We start from the raw sequence: 20,868 nt of genomic DNA on the forward strand, positions 1-20,868 counted from the left end.
CCCATAGAGAGTTAGGCCGGATTCGGTTTTCAAGCGGGTCCTGTGCACAACTCGGTGGGCGCCCTCGGCAACGCCTCGCTCCCGACTTGACCGCCAGCCGCACCGACTGTCGGCGCCGTACGTCAGACTGGTCCCCGGCACCGGTCGAGGCACCGACGAGCCGACGACGAAGGCCGGCAGACGAGCGAGCAACAGCAGGAGGCGGTTCCGGTGAAGATCCGGGTGGAGCGCGACGTACTCGCGGAGGCGGTGGCCTGGGCTGCCCGTAGCCTCCCGGCCCGGCCGCCGGTGCCCGTTCTCGCGGGCCTGCTGCTCAAGGCCGAAGAGGGCAAGCTGAGCCTCTCCGGCTTCGACTACGAGGTCTCGGCCCGGGTCTCCGTCGAGGCCGACGTGGAGGAGGACGGCACGGTCCTCGTCTCCGGTCGGCTGCTCGCCGACATCTGCCGCGCGCTCCCCAACCGTCCGGTGGAGATTTCCACAGACGGTGTACGGGCGACCGTCGTCTGCGGCTCCTCGCGGTTCACACTCCACACCCTGCCTGTGGAGGAGTACCCGGCGCTGCCGCAGATGCCGACCGCGACCGGCACCGTGCCCGGTGAGGTCTTCGCCTCCGCCGCCGCCCAGGTCGCCATCGCCGCCGGACGCGACGACACGCTGCCCGTGCTGACCGGTGTCCGCATCGAGATCGAGGGCGACCGCGTCACCCTGGCCTCCACCGACCGCTACCGCTTCGCGGTCCGCGAGTTCCTGTGGAAGCCGGAGGACCCGGAGGCCTCCGCAGTGGCCCTGGTGCCCGCGAAGACCCTGCTGGACACCGCGAAGTCCCTGACCAGCGGTGACACCGTCACCCTGGCGCTCTCCGGCTCCGGCCAGGGCGAGGGCCTCATCGGTTTCGAGGGCGCGGGCCGCCGTACCACCACCCGCCTGCTCGAGGGCGACCTGCCGAAGTACCGCACGCTCTTCCCGACCGAGTTCAACTCCGTCGCCGTGATCGAGACCGCCCCGTTCGTCGAGGCCGTCAAGCGCGTGGCCCTCGTCGCCGAACGGAACACCCCGGTCCGGCTGAGCTTCGAGCAGGGCGTGCTGATCCTGGAAGCCGGTTCCAGCGACGATGCACAGGCTGTGGAGCGTGTGGACGCGCAGCTGGAGGGCGACGACATCTCGATCGCCTTCAACCCGACCTTCCTGCTGGACGGCCTCAGCGCGATCGACTCGCCCGCCGCACAGCTCAGCTTCACCACCTCCACCAAGCCGGCGCTGCTCAGCGGCCGCCCGGCGGTGGACGCGGAAGCGGACGAGGCGTACAAGTACCTGATCATGCCGGTACGCCTCTCCGGTTGATACTTCGCAGGTCAGGCCCGGTTTCGCAGCTGCGGGACCGGGCCTGACCACGTGCGGGCAAAAGAGGGCTCGGCATTCCGTGCCCCGTAAGGCCGTGCCGCGCGGCCGGGCGTAGGCTCGGGGCCTGGGGTGTCCCCGGGAAGCTCGGGATCCCCGGCAAAGACGGCCACAACGCTTAAGGAACCACCTGATGGAGCTTGGTCTCGTCGGTCTCGGCAAGATGGGCGGCAACATGCGCGAGCGCATCCGCCGCGCAGGCCACACCGTCATCGGATACGACCGCAACCCGGACCTCGCCGATGTCCACAGCCTGCAGGAACTTGTGGACAGCCTGGAGGCCCCCCGCGTCGTGTGGGTGATGGTCCCCGCCGGGGCGGCGACCCAGTCCACCGTCGACGAGCTCGCCGAGCTGCTCTCGCCCGGCGACATCGTCGTCGACGGCGGCAACTCGCGCTGGACCGACGACGAGAAGCACGCCGGGGAACTGGCGGCCAAGGGCATCGGCTTCGTCGACTGCGGTGTCTCCGGCGGTGTCTGGGGCCTGGAGAACGGCTACGCCCTCATGTACGGCGGCAGCACGCAGGACGTGGCGCGCGTCCAGCCGGTCTTCGACGCCCTCAAGCCCGAGGGCGCGTTCGGCGCCGTACACGCCGGCAAGGTCGGGGCGGGCCACTTCGCCAAGATGGTCCACAACGGCATCGAGTACGCCATGATGCAGGCCTACGCCGAGGGCTGGGAGCTCTTGGAGAAGGTGGACTCGGTCACCGACGTCCGCGAGGTCTTCCGGTCCTGGCAGGAGGGGACGGTCATCCGTTCCTGGCTGCTGGACCTGGCCGTGAACGCCCTCGACGAGGACGAGCACCTGGAGCAGCTGCGCGGCTTCGCGCAGGACTCCGGCGAGGGCCGCTGGACGGTGGAGGCGGCGATCGACAACGCCGTGCCGCTGCCCGCGATCACCGCCTCGCTGTTCGCGCGGTTCGCGTCGCGCCAGGACGACTCCCCGCAGATGAAGATGATCGCCGCGCTGCGCAACCAGTTCGGCGGCCACGCGGTCGAAAAGGCCTAGCGGGGCACCGGCTGCAGCCGGAAGGCACACGGCAGCAGCCGCAGCACCACCGACAGCAGTACAGAAGTGAGAAGGAAGCCGGGGGAGGTCGGCGCCGCATGCACGTTTCGCATCTCTCGCTGGCCGACTTCCGCTCGTACGCCCGGGCCGAGGTTCCCCTCGACCCGGGCGTCACGGCTTTCGTGGGCCCCAACGGGCAGGGCAAGACCAATCTCGTCGAGGCGATCGGCTACCTGGCGACGCTGGGCAGCCACCGGGTCTCCTCGGACGCCCCGCTCGTACGGATGGGCGCGGACCGGGCGATCGTCCGCGCCGCCGTGACCCAGGGCGAGCGCCAGCAGCTGGTGGAGCTGGAGCTCAATCCGGGGCGGGCGAACCGGGCCCGGATCAACCGTTCCTCGCAGGTCCGGCCGCGGGACGTGCTGGGCATCGTCCGCACGGTCCTGTTCGCACCGGAGGACCTGGCCCTGGTCAAGGGCGACCCGGGGGAACGGCGCCGGTTCCTGGACGAACTGGTCACGGCGCGCTCGCCCCGGATGGCGGCGGTCCGCTCCGACTACGAGCGGGTGCTCAAGCAGCGCAACACCCTGCTGAAGTCCGCGGCGATGGCCCGCCGGCACGGCGGCCGCTCCATGGACCTCTCCACCCTGGACGTGTGGGACCAGCACCTCGCGCGCGCGGGCGCGGAGCTGCTGGCGCAGCGCCTCGACCTGATCGCGACCCTGCTGCCGCTGGCGGACAAGGCGTACGAGCAGCTCGCGCCCGGCGGCGGCCCCCTGGGCCTCGCGTACCGCTCCTCCGCGGGAGAGCCGGTGGACAGCGGGGAGGCACGGACCCGCGAGGCGCTGTACGGGGTGGTGCTGGGGGCCCTGTCGGAGGTGCGCAAGCAGGAGATCGAGCGGGGCGTGACCCTGGTCGGCCCGCACCGCGACGACGTGCTGCTGCGGCTGGGCGAGCTGCCGGCCAAGGGGTACGCGAGCCACGGCGAATCCTGGTCGTACGCGCTGGCCCTGCGGCTGGCCTCGTACGAGCTGCTGCGCTCGGAGGGCAGCGAGCCGGTGCTGATCCTGGACGACGTGTTCGCGGAACTGGACGCGCGGCGCCGGGAGCGGCTGGCGGAGCTGGTGGCGCCGGGCGAGCAGGTGCTGGTGACGGCGGCGGTGGACGACGACGTCCCCGGGGTGCTGGCGGGGGCGCGGTTCGGGGTGTCCGGTGGTGAGGTGACCCGGCTGTGAACGATCGGCGCAAGGATGCCCCCGGCTCCCAGGGGCCGCAGGGGCCGCAAGGTCCGCAGGACGCCCGTGAGCCCCGCAAGGCCCCGGAGGCCTCCGGCGTGGACCTCGCGCGCCAGGCCCTCGCGGCGGCGCGCGAGCAGGCGCGGGCCCGCGGCAACGCGGCGGCCGGCCGGAAGCGGCAGCAGCCGGGGCTGCGCTCGGGAGCGCGTGCGGACGGCCGCGACCCCATGCCGCTCATGGCCGCCCTGGACCGGCTGCGCACGGAGCGCGGCTGGGAGATGCCGATGGCGGTGGCGGGCGTGATGGAGCGCTGGCCGGAGATCGTCGGGCCGGAGATCGCGGCGCACTGTGAACCGGAGCGCTACGAGGACCGTGAACTGGTCGTCCGGTGCGATTCCTCGGCGTGGGCCGCCCAGCTGAAGCTGCTGGCTCCGCAGCTGGTCGCCCGGCTGAACGCGGATCTCGGCCAGGGGACGGTGCGGCTGATCAAGGTGCAGGGACCGGGCGGCAAGCCCAAGCGGTACGGGCCCTTGCGGGCGCCGGGCAGCACGGGCCCGGGGGACACGTACGGCTGAGCGGCCGCCCGCGCGGACCTGCTGCCGGAGCCCTCGGAACAGCGAGCACGGGTGGCGTCCCTCACGGTAGCGGGAGGTTGACAGCCCGAAGCGCTGGGTGCCCGTGTGAGCCTCTTTGAGCCCCTTCCCGGATATGGGGAGTCGGAGAGAGGAGGTTCAGGGCGGCACATGCGGACTCAGGTACCGGCAAACCCCCATTCATGTCGGCGGTACCGGTAGACTGAAGCGAATCCCGCCCGCTTGCGGGATCCCAGTTTCAGTACCGCTGACAAAAGCTGACAACGCAGATCGACGCAGCCGCTCCTGCTTGCATGCCTGCTGGCCCGGAGTTCGGCCTGTGCTGTGCCAGAAAGGGCGCTTCGTGGCCGATTCCGGCAACCCCAACGAGAAGAACGAGTCCACAGTCGACGGCGAGGCCGGGGGGGCGAACCAGTCCTCGTACACCGGCAGCAACATCCAGGTCCTGGAGGGCCTGGACGCGGTCCGCAAGCGGCCAGGCATGTACATCGGGTCGACGGGTGAGCGCGGTCTGCACCACCTCGTCTACGAGGTGGTCGACAACTCGGTCGACGAGGCGCTGGCCGGGCACGCGGACACCATCGACGTGACGATCCTCGCCGACGGCGGGGTGCGCGTGGTCGACAACGGCCGCGGCATCCCCGTCGACATCGTGCCGTCCGAGGGCAAGCCGGCCGTCGAGGTCGTGCTGACGGTCCTGCACGCGGGCGGCAAGTTCGGCGGCGGCGGCTACGCGGTCTCCGGCGGTCTGCACGGTGTGGGTGTCTCCGTCGTGAACGCCCTGTCGACGAAGGTCGCGGTCGAGGTCCGGCGTGACGGCTACCGCTGGACCCAGGACTACAAGCTCGGCGCCCCCACGGCGGCGCTGGCGAAGAACGAGGAGACCGACGCCACCGGCACCACGGTCACGTTCTGGGCCGACGGCGACATCTTCGAGACGACCGAGTACTCCTTCGAGACGCTCTCGCGGCGCTTCCAGGAGATGGCCTTCCTGAACAAGGGCCTGACCCTGTCGCTGACCGACGAGCGCGATTCGGCGAAGGCGACGGTCGGCGCGGACGACCCGGACGCGGACACGGCGGAGCCCACGGCGCGGACGGTGAAGTACTACTACGAGGGCGGCATCGTCGACTTCGTGAAGTACCTCAACTCCCGCAAGGGCGAGCTGATCCACCCGACGGTCATCGACGTCGAGTCCGAGGACAAGGAGCGGATGCTCTCGGTCGAGATCGCGATGCAGTGGAACTCGCAGTACACGGAGGGTGTCTACTCCTTCGCGAACACGATCCACACGCACGAGGGCGGTACGCACGAAGAGGGCTTCCGCGCGGCGCTGACCGGTCTGGTCAACCGCTACGCGCGCGAGAAGAAGCTGCTGCGCGAGAAGGACGACAACCTCGCGGGTGAGGACATCCGCGAGGGTCTGACGGCGATCATCTCGGTGAAGCTGGGCGAGCCGCAGTTCGAGGGCCAGACGAAGACCAAGCTGGGCAACACGGAGGCGAAGACCTTCGTGCAGAAGGTCGTCCACGAGCACCTCAACGACTGGTTCGACCGGAACCCGAACGAGGCCGCGGACATCGTCCGCAAGTCGATCCAGGCGGCCACCGCCCGCGTCGCGGCCCGCAAGGCCCGTGACCTGACCCGTCGCAAGGGTCTGCTGGAGAGCGCCTCGCTGCCGGGCAAGCTGAGCGACTGCCAGTCGAACGACCCGACGAAGTGCGAGATCTTCATCGTCGAGGGCGACTCGGCCGGCGGTTCCGCCAAGTCCGGCCGCAACCCGATGTACCAGGCCATCCTGCCGATCCGCGGCAAGATCCTGAACGTCGAGAAGGCGCGCATCGACAAGATCCTCCAGAACACCGAGGTCCAGGCGCTGATCAGCGCCTTCGGCACGGGTGTGCACGAGGACTTCGACATCGCCAAGCTCCGCTACCACAAGATCATCCTGATGGCGGACGCCGACGTCGACGGCCAGCACATCAACACCCTGCTGCTGACCTTCCTGTTCCGCTTCATGCGGCCGCTGGTCGAGGCCGGGCACGTGTACCTGTCGCGTCCCCCGCTCTACAAGATCAAGTGGGGCCGGGACGACTTCGAGTACGCGTACTCCGACCGCGAGCGCGACGCCCTGGTGGAGCTCGGCAAGCAGAACGGCAAGCGGATCAGGGAAGACTCGATCCAGCGCTTCAAGGGTCTGGGCGAGATGAACGCCGAGGAACTGCGCGTCACCACGATGGACGTGGACCACCGCGTCCTCGGACAGGTCACCCTGGACGACGCGGCGCAGGCCGACGACCTGTTCTCGGTGCTGATGGGTGAGGACGTCGAAGCACGGCGCTCCTTCATCCAGCGCAACGCCAAGGACGTTCGCTTCCTCGACATCTGAGTCGGTCCCTGCTGACCGCCTGAAAGGACTTCTGACCAGCGATGGCCGACGAAACCACCCAGCCCGCCAAGAACGCAGAGAACCCTGAGGAGGAGCAGCCCGTGCTGCGCATCGAGCCCGTCGGGCTCGAGACGGAGATGCAGCGCTCCTACCTCGACTACGCGATGTCCGTCATCGTGTCCCGCGCCCTGCCGGACGTACGGGACGGCCTCAAGCCGGTCCACCGGCGCGTGCTGTACGCGATGTACGACGGCGGCTACCGGCCCGAGAAGGGCTTCTACAAGTGCGCCCGCGTCGTCGGTGACGTCATGGGCACCTACCACCCGCACGGCGACTCCTCGATCTACGACGCCCTGGTCCGCCTGGCCCAGCCGTGGTCGATGCGGATGCCGCTGGTGGACAGCAACGGCAACTTCGGCTCTCCGGGCAACGACCCGGCGGCCGCGATGCGCTACACCGAGTGCAAGCTGATGCCGCTGGCCATGGAGATGCTCCGGGACATCGACGAGGAGACCGTCGACTTCACGGACAACTACGACGGCCGCAACCAGGAGCCCACGGTCCTGCCGGCCCGCTTCCCGAACCTGCTGGTCAACGGCAGCGCCGGCATCGCGGTCGGGATGGCCACCAACATCCCGCCGCACAACCTCCGCGAGGTCGCGGCGGGCGCGCAGTGGGCGCTGGAGCACCCGGAGGCCACGCACGAGGAGCTGCTCGACGCGCTCCTGGAGCGGATCAAGGGCCCTGACTTCCCGTCGGGCGCCCTGGTCGTCGGCCGCAAGGGCATCGAGGAGGCGTACCGGACGGGACGCGGCTCCATCACGATGCGCGCGGTGGTGGAGGTCGAGGAGATCCAGAACCGCCAGTGCCTGGTGGTCACGGAACTCCCGTACCAGACCAACCCCGACAACCTCGCGCAGAAGATCGCGGACCTGGTCAAGGACGGGAAGGTCGGCGGCATCGCCGACGTCCGCGACGAGACCTCCTCGCGGACCGGCCAGCGCCTGGTGATCGTCCTGAAGCGCGACGCGGTCGCCAAGGTCGTGCTGAACAACCTCTACAAGCACACCGACCTGCAGACGAACTTCGGCGCGAACATGCTGGCGCTCGTCGACGGGGTGCCGCGCACGCTGTCGATCGACGCCTTCATCCGCCACTGGGTGACGCACCAGATCGAGGTCATCGTCCGGCGTACGCGCTTCCGCCTGCGCAAGGCGGAGGAGCGGGCCCACATCCTGCGCGGCCTGCTCAAGGCTCTGGACGCGATCGACGAGGTCATCGCGCTCATCCGGCGCAGCAACACGGTCGAGATCGCGCGCGAGGGCCTGATGGGCCTCCTGGAGATCGACGAGATCCAGGCGAACGCCATCCTCGAGATGCAGCTGCGGCGCCTCGCCGCCCTGGAGCGGCAGAAGATCGTCGCCGAGCACGACGAGCTCCAGGCCAAGATCAACGAGTACAACGCGATCCTGGCCTCCGAGGAGCGCCAGCGCTCGATCGTCAGCGAGGAACTGGCCGCGATCGTCGAGAAGTTCGGCGACGACCGGCGTTCCAAGCTGGTGCCCTTCGACGGCGACATGTCCATGGAGGACCTGATCGCCGAAGAGGACATCGTCGTCACCATCACGCACGGCGGCTACGTCAAGCGGACCAAGACCGAGGACTACCGCTCGCAGAAGCGCGGCGGCAAGGGCGTGCGCGGCACGAAGCTGAAGCAGGACGACCTGGTCGACCACTTCTTCGTGTCCACCACGCACCACTGGCTGCTGTTCTTCACGAACAAGGGCCGGGTCTACCGTTCGAAGGCGTACGAGCTGCCGGACGCCGGCCGCGACGCCCGCGGGCAGCACGTGGCGAACCTGCTGGCCTTCCAGCCGGACGAGAAGATCGCGCAGATCCTCGCCGTCCGCGACTACGAGGCCGCGCCCTACCTGATCCTGGCCACCAAGGGCGGCCTGGTGAAGAAGACGGCGCTCAAGGACTACGACTCGCCCCGTTCGGGCGGTGTCATCGCGATCAACCTCCGGGAGACCGAGGACGGCAGCGACGACGAGCTGATCGGTGCCGAGCTGGTGTCCGCCGAGGACGACCTCCTGCTGATCAGCAGGAAGGCGCAGTCGATCCGCTTCACGGCGACCGACGACGCGCTGCGCCCGATGGGCCGGGCGACCTCGGGCGTGAAGGGCATGAGTTTCCGCGGGGGTGACGAACTGCTCTCCATGAGCGTGGTCCGGCCCGGTACGTTCGTCTTCACCGCGACCGACGGCGGCTACGCCAAGCGGACGCCGGTCGACGAGTACCGCGTCCAGGGCCGTGGCGGTCTGGGCATCAAGGCTGCCAAGATCGTGGAGGACCGCGGGTCCCTCGTCGGGGCACTCGTGGTGGACGAAACGGACGAAATCCTTGCCATCACGCTCAGCGGTGGTGTGATTCGTACGCGCGTCAACGAAGTGAGGGAGACCGGCCGTGACACCATGGGCGTCCAGCTGATCAACCTGGGCAAGCGCGATGCCGTGGTGGGCATCGCTCGCAATGCAGAGGCCGGTCAGGAAGCTGACGAGGTCGATGAGATCGAGACAGAGACCGGGACCGAAGCGGCCGATGCACCGGCCGCCGAGGCCGCCGAGGGCACGCAGCCTTCGGCTGGGGAGCACGAGGAGTAAGTCGTGAGTGGAGCCACGGGCGCCGGACCGGCCAAGACTGGAGCGAATGGTGCCCGTGGCCCCGCCGCGGACTCCCAGGGGGGAACCGTGACGGACACCCGAGGGCCGAAGTCGCAGGCGGCCGCCGGAGCCGGCCAGGACGGGCCGGCGCAGCCGTACCAGCCGCCGCAGGCCTACGCGGCCCCCTCCGGCCCGGGGGCGCCGCGCGGCGGCTCCGCGGCCGCCGCGCAGCGCAAGCCGCGCACGGGGGCCCGTACGGCGCCCAGGACGCGCAAGGCGCGGCTGCGGGTGGCCAAGGCCGACCCGTGGTCGGTGATGAAGGTCAGCTTCCTGCTGTCGATCGCGCTGGGCATCTGCACCGTCGTGGCGGCCGCGGTGCTGTGGATGGTCATGGACGCGATGAGCGTCTTCTCGACCGTCGGCGGCACGATCAGCGAGGCGACCGGATCGAACGAGAGCAACGGGTTCGACCTCCAGTCGTTCCTGTCGCTGCCCCGCGTACTGATCTTCACCTCGGTGATCGCGGTGATCGACGTGGTGCTGGCGACGGCGCTGGCGACGCTGGGCGCGTTCATCTACAACCTGTCGGCAGGCTTCGTGGGCGGCGTGGAGCTCACGCTGGCCGAGGACGAATGACCCGCTGACTGACCTGCGGGGACGTCCCCGCGGAACGGATTTTGGCCCTGCCGGGTGTGTGCGCTAACCTTCAGGAGTCAGCGCGCAGCGCGGATGGGGCTATAGCTCAGTTGGTTAGAGCGCATCCCTGATAAGGATGAGGCCACAGGTTCAAATCCTGTTAGCCCCACAGTGTCGAAGACCCCCAGGCCCCAGGCCTGGGGGTCTTTGTCGTCGGGCCAGTTGAGGGCTCACCAGGTAACCGATCGGTATCGGCCGGTGTGTATTGTTGGGCGCCAGAAGTCCCCTACGTCAACGAAAGACGAGGTCGCGCGGTGAAGAAGCTGCTCCTGGTCGCACTGGCCGCCATCGGCGGGCTCCTCGTGTACCGCCAGATCCAGGCGGACCGCGCCGAGCAGGACCTGTGGACGGAGGCAACTGACTCCGTGCCCTCTGGTTCCGGTGTGTGAGACCGAAGGCTGATCCCATGAAGCCCCGGCTGCCGCTGCGGCCGGGGCTTTGTGCTGTTCTGTGACGAAAAATTACGTTATGCAAAGATTTGGCTTGCGTTAGCAAAGTCGGGGTGGGCGTGATGGGTCGGGTACGGACGCGGCTGCGGGCCGGAGCCGTGGTGGGGGCGGCGGCCCTGGGTGTGGCAGGCGGTCCGCAGGGGGCGGCGCACGCGGACGGGGCGGCCCCGCAGCCGGCCCCGGCGTACCGGGCCGCGGACGGCGCCGAGCCGGTCGAGGGCAAGCCCTCCACGGCGGACGCCCCGGAGATCAAGTCCGGTGGCGTCTACGCGGACACGCTCGCCCCCGGGGAGCGCGTGTACCGGCTCGTGCTGGCGAAGGACGAGTCCAACGTCTACGTGTCCGCCGTGGTCCGGCCCGCTGCGGGCGCGAAGGTGACCGGCAGCGACGGCATCGAGGTGGAGGTCATGACCACCGCCGGCCGCTCCTGCCCGGAGAGCACCGGCCGCGCGAACTTCGGCTACGACCCGGTGCCCGTCAGCGCCGTGGGCGTCCGCCGGGGCTCGGAGGACGACGACTGCGCGCCCGCCGGCGTCTACTACGCGAAGGTGACCCGTACCGCGGCGAAGGGCTCCGACCAGAGCCCCTGGCCGCTGGAGCTCAAGGTCCAGCGGGAGCCCGGCCGCGGCGCGGGCGCCCCGACCGCCGCGCCCAGCACCTGGCCCTCGGGGGCGCCGGACCTGCCCGGGACCGAGGCGGTGCCCCGTACCGGCGGCACGGGCTTCAACGACGCCCGCGCGCTGGGCTCCGGGGTGTGGCGCGACGAGATGCGGCCCGGGCAGACCCGCTTCTACCGGGTCCCGCTCGACTGGGGCCAGCAGCTGGGCCTGAGCGCCGAACTGGCCGCCGCCAAGCTGACCAAGCAGTACGGCTCCGCCTCCAACGGGCTCACCGTGTCCCTGTACAGCCCCTACCGCGGGCTGGTCTCGTACAAGGACGTCTCCTACGACGGCAAGCAGGCCGCGGTCACCCTGGAGGAGACCGCGCCCGTCGCCTACGAGAACCGTTTCTCCAGGGACACGGACGTCCAGCGTGCGGGGATCGCGGGCTGGTACTACGTCGCGGTGACGATGGGCGGGAAGGTCGCCGACTTCACCGAGGACGCGGTCCCCGTGCCGCTGACCCTGCGGCTGGACGTCGCCGGCACCCCCGCCGGGGCGCCCGCGTACAAGGAGAGTCCGGCCGCCGGGGGGTTCGGCGTCGCGGCCGGGGACCGGGACGCCGCGAAGCGGGGCCTGACGGCGCCGGAGGCGGCCGAGGCCGCCGACGAGCAGTCCGTGATGCGGGCCGTGGCCGCGGCGGGGTTCTCCGCCGGGACGCTGCTGCTGCTCGCCCTGGGCGGCTGGACGCTGCTCGCGCGGCGCGGCCGCGGCGCTACAGCCGGGTGAGGGCCCAGGTGCCCACGGCGAAGCAGAGCAGCGCCAGCGCGAGGATCCCGGCGGTCACCTTCGCCGGCGGCGGTGCGACGCCCGCGCGGGCCGCCGGGCTCACCGCGGTGACGGGCTCCGCAAGCGGGGCGGGCGCCACCGGCGGCGGCAGGTGGAAACTGCCGGTCTCCGAGGGCCCGTAGGAGGGCGCGGGGGCGGGGAACGGGGCCGGTGCCGCCGGGTGCACGGCGGCACCGAAGGCGCCGGCCGCCGCCGGGGCGGTACCGCGGGGATCGGTACGGGTGGCCTCCGCCGACAGGGGCGAGGCCGTGGGGGCGCCGGGCACGGCACCGGCGGCCGTGTGGGTGCCCGGCGCCGCGCCGGCGGCCGTGGGGGCCCCCGGGGTCACCGCGGCCGTGCTCCGGGGCCCCTGGGGGCCGAATCCGGCGGGGAGCGGGCCGAGTTGGTCGAACACCTCCACCGGGTCCTCGTCCGGTCCGGGCGGCGGCAGCAGCTCCACGGCCCCGGCGAGGGCCTTGCGGGCCCCCGTGGCCGTACGGAAGCGGCTCTGCGGGTCCGGCTGCAGGAGACCGGCGAGGACGTCCCACAGGGGCGCGGGGACGCGCTCCGGCGGGCCGGGGGTGCCGTGCGCGAGGAAGTGCTCCACCAGGGCCCGGGAATCGGGCTTGCGGCCCTGCAGGAGGTACAGGGCGACCAGTCCGACGGCGAAGAGGTCCGCGGGGAAGTCCGGTTCGGCGCCCATGAGTTGTTCCGGGGCGAAATAACCCGGCGTACCGACGACGTAGTCGGTCTCGGTCAGGCGCGGTTCGCCCTTGCGCATCGAGATGCCGAAGTCGGACAGCCGCAGGTGCGGCCGTGCGGTTCCGGTGGCCTCCATCAGGATGTTGGCCGGTTTGATGTCGCGGTGGACCACGCCCTCCGCGTGGACCGCCGCCAGCCCCGACAGGAGCTGGTCGAGCAGCGCGCACACGAAACGGGGCGGCAGCGGCCCGTAGTCCCCGATCACGTGGCCCAGGGAACCTCCGCCGACCAGGTCCATGGTGAAGAGGACCTTGTCGTCGTCCGCCGCCCAGCTGGCCGGGGCCAGCACGTGCGGGTGGTCGATGCGCAGGGCCTGCTCCCGCACGAAGCGCAGGAGCGTGTGGGCGTCGCTCTGCAGGAGGACCTTGGCGGCCACGTAACGGCGGCGCCGGTGGTCCCAGGCGCGCCAGACGGCGCCCGCGCCACCGCGCCCGATCGGATCGATCAGCTCGTACCGACCGGCGAAGACCTCACCCATCGCTGTGCCCGTCCCCCGTCACCCGTCGTCCGCTGCCGTGCGTGTCAGTTCTGGTGGGCCTCGTAGTGGGCGACCGCGTCGGCGGTGCGGCCCGCCCCGTACACCCGGAGGAACTCTGCCAGTTCCGGATGGCTGGGGGCGAGGGAGTCCGCCGCGTCGATGATGTCGCCGGCCGCGGAGACCGAGCGCAGAAGCGACTGGATCTCCCGTACGACGCGCTTGACGGTGGGGGCGCCCGAGCCGGTGGCGGTCTGCCCGCTGCTGCTGAGGACGGAGCCCCCCTGGGTCTTCTTGATCTCGTCCATCCGGTCGGTGGCCTCCGCCGCGCTGACGCTCCCGTCGGCCACCTGGCCTGCGAGGTCCTGGAGGGCCTGGACGCGCTGGACGACGGCAGGATTGCCGATCTTGGCGCGCTGGCCGCTCATCAGCTGGGACAGCATGGGCGCCGACAGTCCGAGGACGGCAGCGAGGCGGGCCTGGTTCAGACCGAGATCATCTATGAGCCGGCGGAAGAGGGCTCCGAGGGGCTCCCCGTACCAACTGCGCTGAAGCTCTCTGGCTCTGGCCGTAGCCTCTTGCTGAACTGCGTCCACGCGTCCTACTCCCCTTCGCTGGTGCGAACCTCGCGAGCATCTTACGGAGAGTGGTCGCGGGGCGGGAGTCCCTATCATTTTGCGGGATGAGGGGGTACACCCGGTACTCTGTTCTGCGGAACGGCCGCTCCCCGTCCGGGGCACGGTCACGCCCGTTTCACGGGGCCTTAGCTCAGTTGGTAGAGCGCTGCCTTTGCAAGGCAGATGTCAGGAGTTCGAATCTCCTAGGCTCCACAATCAAAGACCCTCTGACCTGCGGAAACGCAGTCAGGGGGTCTTTTTGTCCTCCGGGGCCGACCGGGTCCGTCCCCCGGACGGCCCAGTCACTGGGCCGGGCGGGGCCCGGTGGCCGAGAGTGGGGGAAGGCATCGCGCCGAGGGGGCGAACCACGCCGGAGGCGTACAGACATGGGACTCTTCGACTTCCTGAAGTCCGACAAGAAGAAGCAGCACGAGGCCGCCGAGAAGACGCAGGAGCAGGTGCAGCAGCAGGCGTCCGCGGCGGCGAGGCCCGCGAGCCCGGCGGCCGACGCGGCCTCGGCCACCCGGGCCGCCGCCGAGCGGATGGCGGCCGCCGCACCGCCCAAGCCCGCGCCGAAGGCCGCGCCGGCCATGCCGACCCCTTCGTCCGCCGCGCACAAGGCCGTGCCCGCCACGCCCGGGCGGGCCGGGATGCCGCCGAAGCCCGCCGCGGCCGCCACCCGGCCAGGGGCCCCGCACACGCCGACGCCCGCCTCGGCGGCGCACAAGGCCGTGCCCGCCAGCCCGGTCAAGCCGGCGCCCGCCGCCGAGAAGCGCACGTACACCGTCAGGCCCGGTGACTCGCTCTCCGCGATCGCCCGCCGCGAGCTGGGCAACGAGGCCCGCTGGCGCGAGCTCTACGCCATGAACAAGGGCGTCGTCGGCCCCGACCCGGACCTCATCCGCCCCGGCATGGTGCTCACCCTCCCGTAGCGGGGCCTCGCGCGTCTCGGGGGCGGCAGGCCGAAGGGGCCCGGATCCTTTTGCCGGATCCGGGCCCCTTCGGCCACGAGCGCGGGGGCTGCCCGTCCTCAGAGCTGCTTGTCCTCCGCGGTACCGGAGCCCACCTCGCGCTCCTTCGCCGCCAGCTCGTCGTCGAAGCTCGCCGGCTCGGCGTCGCGCCCCGACAGCTCGGTGGCTGCCGGGGGCTCGACGAGCCAGTCGGGGTTCGACTGCTGGTCCCACCACTTCCACGCCGCGAAGGCGCCGCCCGCGAGCAGGCCGACCAGCGCCACGCCCTTGAGCAGGCGCCCCGTACGGGCCCGCCGCTCGTGGCGGCGCACCAGCCGCTGGATCTCCTTGGGCGACACCTGGCCGCGCAGCGCCAGCACCGCAGCCGTCGACCGGGAAGCGGCCTCCTCGGCCACCGGCTGGGCCGCCGCGATCGCACTCTCGATCCGCGGCTGGGTGTAGTCGGCCGCCTGCCGGGCCGCGATGCGGGTCTGCCGCACCGCCTTGGTCGCCGCCCGGTCCACGTGGGGCGGCACGTGGGCGCGCGCCGCCTTGATCCGTGGATGCAGGTGGCACTCGTAGGTCGTTCGGGCCTGCCGTGCGGCCTCGCCGGCCGCGTACGACATCTTGGGCGCCAGCCGCTCATTCGCCTCATGCGCGTAATGCACCGCGGCATCCTTGGCGGACTCTGCGTAGGGCGCCACCACTTCCGCCGCGTGCCTCACACTCTCCTTGGCGCTCTCGGCTGCCAGGCGCACGCTGTCCTTGCCGGTCACGGGATCCTCCTCCTCGGTGGCGGACACAGATTCACCTTTCCACCCTTTGTCGGATCATGCCTGCCCTGTTGCCCCCGGGCATGCGTGACAGGGCATGCGAGTGGGCGATTTTCTGTGCTCCGCTGCGCTCCGTGCGAGGATCTGACCGACAGTGATGACGAGGGAAGGCAGATCCGTGGCCGAGAAGCTCTACGCCACCCTGAAGACGAACCGCGGCGACATCGAGATCGAGCTGTTCCCGAACTTCGCTCCCAAGACCGTCCGGAACTTCGTGGAGCTGGCCACGGGTGCCCGCGAGTGGACCCGCCCCACCGACGGCCAGAAGACCACGGACCCGCTCTACGACGGCACCGTCTTCCACCGCGTCATCAGCGGCTTCATGATCCAGGGCGGCGACCCGCTCGGCAACGGGACCGGCGGCCCGGGCTACCAGTTCGCCGACGAGTTCCACCCCGACCTGGCCTTCACCAAGCCCTACCTGCTGGCCATGGCGAACGCGGGCCCGGGCACCAACGGCTCGCAGTTCTTCATCACCGTCGCCCCCACCGCCTGGCTCACGCGCAAGCACACCATCTTCGGCGAGGTCACCGACAAGGCCGGCCGGGCGGTCGTGGACGCCATCGCCGGCGCCCCCACCAACCCGCGCACCGAGCGTCCCCTGGACGACGTGATCATCCAGTCCGTCGTCGTCGAGAAGCGCTGACCGGTCCGGATCAGGCCGGGAACCTTCCGCCCGGCCCGTCCGTCCTCGATACATACCGGACCGGCGGGGGGCACCCCCTGCCCCGCAGCTGACCGAGGGGACCGATGGACACCGACCGTCTGCCGGGCTGCTACCGCCACCCGGACCGCGACACGGGCATCAGCTGCACCCGCTGCGAGCGCCCGATCTGCACCGACTGCATGATCAGCGCCTCGGTCGGCTTCCAGTGCCCCGAGTGCGTCCGCGAGGGCTCGGGTACGGGGCACCGGCCCGCCGCCGGCGCGCCGCGCACCCTCGCGGGCGGGACGGTGGCCGCGGATCCCCAGCTCGTCACCAAGGTGCTGATCGGGATCAATGCCGCGGTGTTCTTCGTGGGGCTGGTCGCCCCGGCCGTGGTGATCCGGCTGGAGCTGCTCGGCCGCTACCGCGAGTTCCTCGGCGGTCCCGTCGAAGGGATCTCCACCGGCGAGTACCACCGGCTGCTGAGCTCGGTGTTCCTGCACGTCGAGTGGTGGCACATCATCGGCAACATGATCGGCCTGTGGGTCATCGGCGGCCCGCTGGAGGCAGCGCTGGGCCGGGCCCGCTACCTCGCCGTCTACCTGCTGTCGGGCCTGGGCGGAAGCGCCCTCGTCTATCTGCTGACGGCGCCGAACACCCCGACGCTCGGAGCGTCGGGCGCCGTCTTCGGGCTGCTCGGCGCCACCGTCGTCCTGGTCCGCCGCCTGCGGTACGAGATGCGCCCGGTCATCATCATGGTCGGCCTGATGCTGGTGCTGACCTTCGTGCCCCTCGGCGGGTCGCTGAACGTCTCCTGGCAGGCCCATGTCGGCGGTCTGGTCACCGGCGCCCTGGTCGGGCTGGGCATGCTCCGGCCCGCCACCGGCAGGAACCGCGCGCTCATCCAGTGGGGGACCTGTGTGGCGGTGTTCCTGCTGGTGGGCGCGGTGATCCTGGCCCGCACGGCCGAACTCACGGCGCTCACCTGATCACACCGGCGTCAACTCTCCACAGAGTTATCCACAGATCTTCTGTCTTTTCCTCAGGTGTGGATGACGCTGTGGATAACTCATGGGGAGAGCTTCCGTCAGAGACCGGTTGGTGCTACTTCCACTGCGTGGACACGCCGAATCCCGCCGCGATGAAGCCGAAACCGACCACGATGTTCCAATTGCCCAGCGCCTCGACGGGCAGCTGGGTATCGGTCACGTAGAAGACGACGATCCAGGCGAGTCCGATCAGGAAGAACGCCAGCATGACCGGGGCGACCCAGCTGCGGTTCGTCAGCCTGATGGCCTGCGCCTGCCTCGCCGGCGGCGGCGTGTAGTCGTCCTTCTTGCGGATACGTGACTTCGGCACGAGGGGCTCTCCTGTCGATGCGCTGGGGACCTTGCCTGCCCCGGGCGTCCGTTAGCGTAGTGGACCTGTGGCGTTGAAGGAGAAGGGTACGTTGAGCGATTCCGACGACTCCTCCGCGGGTCCCCGTCGCCGTGCCAGACCGGTCCGGCTGCTGACGGCCGCCGTCTTCGCCCTGGCCGGGCTCATCTTCGTCACCAGTTTCAACACCTCCAAGGGTACGAACATCCGCACGGACGCGTCACTCCTCCGGCTGTCCGACCTCATCGAGGAGCGCAGCCACAGCAACGCCGAGCTGGAGGAGACCACCGGAGCGGTCCGCAGCCGGGTGGACGCCCTCGCCGAGCGCGACGACGGACGGACCAGGGCCGAGGACGCCGAGATGGCGGCCCTGCGCGCCGCCGCGGGCACCGAGGAGCTGTCCGGCAAGGGGCTGACGGTCACCCTCAACGATGCCCCGCCGAACGCCACCGCCCGCATCCCGAACGTGCCCGAGCCGCACCCCAACGACCTGGTGATCCACCAGCAGGACCTCCAGGCCGTGGTGAACGCGCTCTGGCAGGGCGGCGCCGAGGGCATCCAGGTCATGGACCAGCGGCTGATCTCCACCAGCGCGGTGCGCTGCGTGGGCAACACCCTGATCCTCCAGGGCCGGGTGTACTCGCCTCCGTACAAGGTCTCGGCGGTCGGCGACCCGGGCGCGCTGCGCAAGGCCCTCGCGGCCTCCCCGGCCCTGCAGAACTACCAGCTGTACGTGAACGCGTACGGCCTCGGCTGGAAAGTCGACGAGCACAGGGCGCTGACACTTCCCGGCTACTCCGGCACAGTGGACCTCCACTATGCGAAGCCGGTGGCGGCCACGCCGTGAACGACCACGCCCTGACGTCGTACTGCGCCTGGTGGTACGGACGTTCAGCGAGGTGTGCCTGACGGCGGGCACGCTGATCGTGCTCTTCGTGGCGTACGTCCTGCTGTGGACCGGGGTCAGGGCGGACCGGGCCATGGACGGCGAGATGGAGCGGCTGCGCCACCACTGGTCGGCAGCGGCCGGGGCCGCCCCGCAGTCCTCCCCGTCCTTCCCGTCCCTCCCGCCCTCCCCCTCCCCCGCGCAGCCGGCCCCCGTCCCGCCGGAGCCGGCCGCCTACCCCGCGGGCAGGGCCTTCGCCGAGATGTACGTCCCGCGCTTCGGCCCCGACTGGAACAAGCCCGTCCTGGAGGGCACCGGCACCGAACTGCTGAAGAAGGGCCTGGGCCACTACGAGGGCACCGCGCGGCTCGGGGGGACGGGGAACTTCGCGGTCGCGGGACACCGGCGGACCCACGGCGACCCCTTCAAGGACTTCCCCCGGCTGCGCGCGGGCGACGCCGTGATCCTCAAGGACGCGACGACCTGGTACACCTACACGATCCGCGGCGGGCCCCTGCGCACCCTGCCGACCGAGGTCGGGGTGGTCGACCCGGTCCCGCAGCGCTCGCCGTTCACCACCCCCGGCCGGTACCTGACGCTGACGACCTGCGATCCCGAGTGGGGCCACAGCCACCGGCTGGTCGTCTGGGCCGAGCTGACCGGGACCCGGACCGCGGCGCAGGGCAGGCCGGAGGGTTTGCCGAGCTGACCCCCCTGGTCGGGCCGCTGCCTTTAGTCTGTTCGCGTACCGCCCCTGCGGTGCGGGACGATCGTGGACGGAAAAGGAATCAGACGGAATGTACGGCTGGATCTGGCGGCATCTGCCGGGCAACGCGTGGGTGCGCGCGCTGATCTCACTCGTACTGGTCCTCGCGGTGGTGTTCGTGCTGTTCCAGTACGTCTTCCCGTGGGCCGAGCCGCTCCTCCCGTTCAACGATGTGACGGTGGACGAGGGATCGGGAGTCACTCCGTGAGCGCGCGCATTCTGGTCGTGGACAACTACGACAGCTTTGTCTTCAACCTGGTCCAGTACCTCTACCAGCTCGGCGCCGAATGCGAGGTGCTGCGCAACGACGAGGTGGAGCTCTCGCACGCGCAGGACGGCTTCGACGGGGTCCTGCTGTCCCCCGGCCCGGGCACGCCGGAAGAGGCGGGGGTCTGCGTCGACATGGTCCGGCACTGCGCCACGACGGGCGTCCCGGTCTTCGGCGTGTGTCTCGGCATGCAGTCCATGGCGGTCGCGTACGGAGGGGTCGTGGGCCGGGCCCCCGAACTGCTCCACGGAAAGACCTCGCCCGTGGTGCACGAGGGGCTGGGGGTCTTCGCGGGCCTGCCGTCGCCGTTCACCGCGACGCGCTACCACTCCCTCGCCGCCGAGCCGCTGACCCTCCCCGGCGCGCTGGAGGTCACGGCACGGACGGAGGACGGGATCATCATGGGGCTGCGCCACCGGGAGCACGACGTGGAAGGCGTGCAGTTCCACCCCGAGTCGGTGCTGACCGAGTGGGGCCACCGGATGCTCGCGAACTGGCTGGTGCGCTGCGGTGACACGGGTGCCGTGGAGCGCTCGGTGGGGCTGGCCCCGGTGGTGGGCAAGGCCGTCGCGTGACGGCGGTCGCGCCGTCCGCGCCCACCGAGGGCCGGGCCGCGCGGCGCAGGGCGGCCCAGGAGGCCGCGAAACGGGCCGCCAGACGCACGCGCAGGCGCGGCGGGCGGCGGCGCAGGCGGCCGGTGTCGGGCGGGCCGCTGGTCGTCGCGAGCCGGCTGGGCGGGGAGCTGTTCATCACGCTGGGCCTGGTGATGCTGCTGTTCGTCGCCTACCAGCTCTGGTACACGAACCTGCTGGCGCAGCGCACGGCGGACGGGGCGGCCGGCTCGCTGGAGCAGACGTGGGAGCGCCAGGCGGGGGCGGGCGGGCCGGGCGGCGCGGCGGCCGCGCCGCCGGTGTCGGCCTTCGAGCCCGGGCAGGGCTTCGCCATCCTGCACATCCCCAAGCTGGACGTGAAGGTGCCCGTGGCGGAGGGCATCAGCAAGCCGAAGGTGCTGGACCGCGGGATGGTCGGGCACTACAGCGAGGGTGCGCTGAAGACCGCGATGCCGGCGGACCCGCAGGGGAACTTCGCGGTGGCCGGACACCGCAACACGCACGGCGAGCCGTTCCGCTTCATCAACCGGCTGGTGCCGGGGGACCCCGTCGTCGTCGAGACGCGGGACGCCTACTACACGTACGAGACGACCTCGTCGCTGGCGCAGACGCCGCCGAGCAACGTGGCGGTGCTGAAGCCCGTCCCGGAGGGGTCCGGGTTCACGTCCCCGGGCCGGTACCTCACGATGACGACCTGCACCCCCGAGTTCACCAGCACCTATCGGATGATCGTATGGGGCAGGATGACCGAGGAACGCCCCCGCAGCCAGGGCCCGCCGCCCGCGCTGGACACCCCGTAGCCGCCCGAAGGACGAATC

General features: G+C 70.9%; 20 protein-coding genes, 2 tRNA genes and 1 pseudogene. 19 read left to right on the forward strand and 4 right to left on the reverse strand.

Annotated features, from left to right (window positions below):
• Positions 1-210: 210 nt before the first annotated feature.
• The 10 genes from dnaN (at position 211) to ACFWUZ_RS11515 (ending at position 11,820) form a co-directional block, all read left to right on the forward strand.
• Positions 211-1,341, forward strand: a complete 1,131-nt coding sequence (gene dnaN / locus ACFWUZ_RS11470) for a DNA polymerase III subunit beta (RefSeq protein WP_384370746.1) — start codon at positions 211-213, stop codon at positions 1,339-1,341.
• Between the two features lie 190 nt (positions 1,342-1,531).
• Positions 1,532-2,407, forward strand: a complete 876-nt coding sequence (gene gnd / locus ACFWUZ_RS11475) for a phosphogluconate dehydrogenase (NAD(+)-dependent, decarboxylating) (RefSeq protein WP_384370747.1) — start codon at positions 1,532-1,534, stop codon at positions 2,405-2,407.
• A 98-nt stretch (positions 2,408-2,505) separates the two neighbouring features.
• The gene (recF, locus tag ACFWUZ_RS11480) at positions 2,506-3,642 is read left to right on the forward strand and encodes a DNA replication/repair protein RecF (RefSeq protein ID WP_384370749.1); all 1,137 of its coding nucleotides are present in this window, start codon (positions 2,506-2,508) and stop codon (positions 3,640-3,642) included.
• Between the two features lie 98 nt (positions 3,643-3,740).
• Entirely contained in the window at positions 3,741-4,217 is a 477-nt protein-coding gene (locus tag ACFWUZ_RS11485; RefSeq protein ID WP_384370860.1) for a DUF721 domain-containing protein, read from the forward strand.
• A 337-nt stretch (positions 4,218-4,554) separates the two neighbouring features.
• The gene (gyrB, locus tag ACFWUZ_RS11490) at positions 4,555-6,624 is read left to right on the forward strand and encodes a DNA topoisomerase (ATP-hydrolyzing) subunit B (RefSeq protein WP_384370752.1); all 2,070 of its coding nucleotides are present in this window, start codon (positions 4,555-4,557) and stop codon (positions 6,622-6,624) included.
• A gap of 41 nt (positions 6,625-6,665) precedes the next feature.
• Positions 6,666-9,287, forward strand: a complete 2,622-nt coding sequence (gene gyrA, locus ACFWUZ_RS11495; protein ID WP_384370754.1) for a DNA gyrase subunit A — start codon at positions 6,666-6,668, stop codon at positions 9,285-9,287.
• 3 nt (positions 9,288-9,290) lie between these two features.
• The gene (locus ACFWUZ_RS11500) at positions 9,291-9,923 is read left to right on the forward strand and encodes a DUF3566 domain-containing protein (protein WP_384370756.1); all 633 of its coding nucleotides are present in this window, start codon (positions 9,291-9,293) and stop codon (positions 9,921-9,923) included.
• 95 nt (positions 9,924-10,018) lie between these two features.
• Positions 10,019-10,092, forward strand: a tRNA-Ile gene (locus ACFWUZ_RS11505).
• A gap of 145 nt (positions 10,093-10,237) precedes the next feature.
• Complete coding sequence (locus ACFWUZ_RS11510) at positions 10,238-10,372, forward strand: DLW-39 family protein (protein WP_208809277.1); 135 nt, start codon at positions 10,238-10,240, stop codon at positions 10,370-10,372.
• Between the two features lie 122 nt (positions 10,373-10,494).
• On the forward strand, positions 10,495-11,820 hold the full coding sequence (locus ACFWUZ_RS11515; protein ID WP_384370758.1) for a hypothetical protein: 1,326 nt from the start codon (positions 10,495-10,497) through the stop codon (positions 11,818-11,820).
• Here ACFWUZ_RS11515 and ACFWUZ_RS11520 read toward each other — a convergent pair.
• Entirely contained in the window at positions 11,807-13,099 is a 1,293-nt protein-coding gene (locus ACFWUZ_RS11520; protein WP_384370760.1) for a serine/threonine-protein kinase, read from the reverse strand. The genes ACFWUZ_RS11515 and ACFWUZ_RS11520 overlap by 14 nt on opposite strands.
• Before the next feature lie 44 nt (positions 13,100-13,143).
• A complete protein-coding gene (locus ACFWUZ_RS11525) occupies positions 13,144-13,692 on the reverse strand; it encodes a helix-turn-helix domain-containing protein (protein WP_384370762.1) in 549 nt (182 codons plus the stop codon).
• 161 nt (positions 13,693-13,853) lie between these two features.
• On the opposite strand from ACFWUZ_RS11525, the gene ACFWUZ_RS11530 reads away from it, so the two are divergent.
• Together ACFWUZ_RS11530 and ACFWUZ_RS11535 are read left to right on the forward strand one after the other, a co-directional pair.
• Positions 13,854-13,926 (forward strand) — tRNA-Ala (locus tag ACFWUZ_RS11530).
• Between the two features lie 173 nt (positions 13,927-14,099).
• On the forward strand, positions 14,100-14,645 hold the full coding sequence (locus ACFWUZ_RS11535) for a LysM peptidoglycan-binding domain-containing protein (protein WP_384370764.1): 546 nt from the start codon (positions 14,100-14,102) through the stop codon (positions 14,643-14,645).
• Positions 14,646-14,743: 98 nt separating this feature from the next.
• Here ACFWUZ_RS11535 and ACFWUZ_RS11540 read toward each other — a convergent pair whose 3' ends face one another.
• Entirely contained in the window at positions 14,744-15,439 is a 696-nt protein-coding gene (locus tag ACFWUZ_RS11540; protein ID WP_384370862.1) for a DUF5324 family protein, read from the reverse strand.
• A gap of 175 nt (positions 15,440-15,614) precedes the next feature.
• Here ACFWUZ_RS11540 and ACFWUZ_RS11545 point away from each other — a divergent pair, with 175 nt between their 5' ends.
• Both ACFWUZ_RS11545 and ACFWUZ_RS11550 read left to right on the forward strand, forming a co-directional pair.
• On the forward strand, positions 15,615-16,142 hold the full coding sequence (locus tag ACFWUZ_RS11545; RefSeq protein ID WP_384370766.1) for a peptidylprolyl isomerase: 528 nt from the start codon (positions 15,615-15,617) through the stop codon (positions 16,140-16,142).
• Positions 16,143-16,246: 104 nt separating this feature from the next.
• Entirely contained in the window at positions 16,247-17,131 is an 885-nt protein-coding gene (locus ACFWUZ_RS11550) for a rhomboid family intramembrane serine protease (RefSeq protein WP_384370768.1), read from the forward strand.
• Positions 17,132-17,246: 115 nt separating this feature from the next.
• On the opposite strand, the gene crgA is transcribed toward ACFWUZ_RS11550, so the two are convergent.
• Positions 17,247-17,501 (reverse strand): cell division protein CrgA, encoded by a 255-nt coding sequence (gene crgA, locus ACFWUZ_RS11555; RefSeq protein WP_384370770.1) that lies wholly within the window; start codon positions 17,499-17,501, stop codon positions 17,247-17,249.
• A gap of 91 nt (positions 17,502-17,592) precedes the next feature.
• Here crgA and ACFWUZ_RS11560 point away from each other — a divergent pair, with 91 nt between their 5' ends.
• From ACFWUZ_RS11560 to ACFWUZ_RS11580, 5 genes and pseudogenes are all read left to right on the forward strand, one after another.
• Entirely contained in the window at positions 17,593-18,366 is a 774-nt protein-coding gene (locus ACFWUZ_RS11560) for a DUF881 domain-containing protein (RefSeq protein ID WP_384370772.1), read from the forward strand.
• The gene (locus ACFWUZ_RS11565; protein WP_384370774.1) at positions 18,338-19,114 is read left to right on the forward strand and encodes a class E sortase; all 777 of its coding nucleotides are present in this window, start codon (positions 18,338-18,340) and stop codon (positions 19,112-19,114) included. Before ACFWUZ_RS11560 ends, ACFWUZ_RS11565 begins: the two co-directional genes overlap by 29 nt.
• An 88-nt stretch (positions 19,115-19,202) precedes the next feature.
• Positions 19,203-19,379 carry a hypothetical protein gene (locus tag ACFWUZ_RS11570; protein WP_266935629.1) on the forward strand — a complete coding sequence of 59 codons (177 nt, stop codon included), beginning with the start codon at positions 19,203-19,205 and terminating at the stop codon, positions 19,377-19,379.
• Entirely contained in the window at positions 19,376-20,014 is a 639-nt protein-coding gene (locus ACFWUZ_RS11575) for an aminodeoxychorismate/anthranilate synthase component II (protein WP_384370776.1), read from the forward strand. The genes ACFWUZ_RS11570 and ACFWUZ_RS11575 overlap by 4 nt, the downstream gene beginning before the upstream one ends.
• Positions 19,969-20,850: pseudogene (locus tag ACFWUZ_RS11580) on the forward strand (class E sortase); the annotation flags it as partial. The gene ACFWUZ_RS11575 and the pseudogene ACFWUZ_RS11580, both read left to right, overlap by 46 nt.
• Positions 20,851-20,868 lie beyond the last annotated feature (18 nt).

Source organism: Streptomyces sp. NPDC058646 (genome assembly GCF_042716875.1).
Lineage (GTDB): Bacteria > Actinomycetota > Actinomycetes > Streptomycetales > Streptomycetaceae > Streptomyces.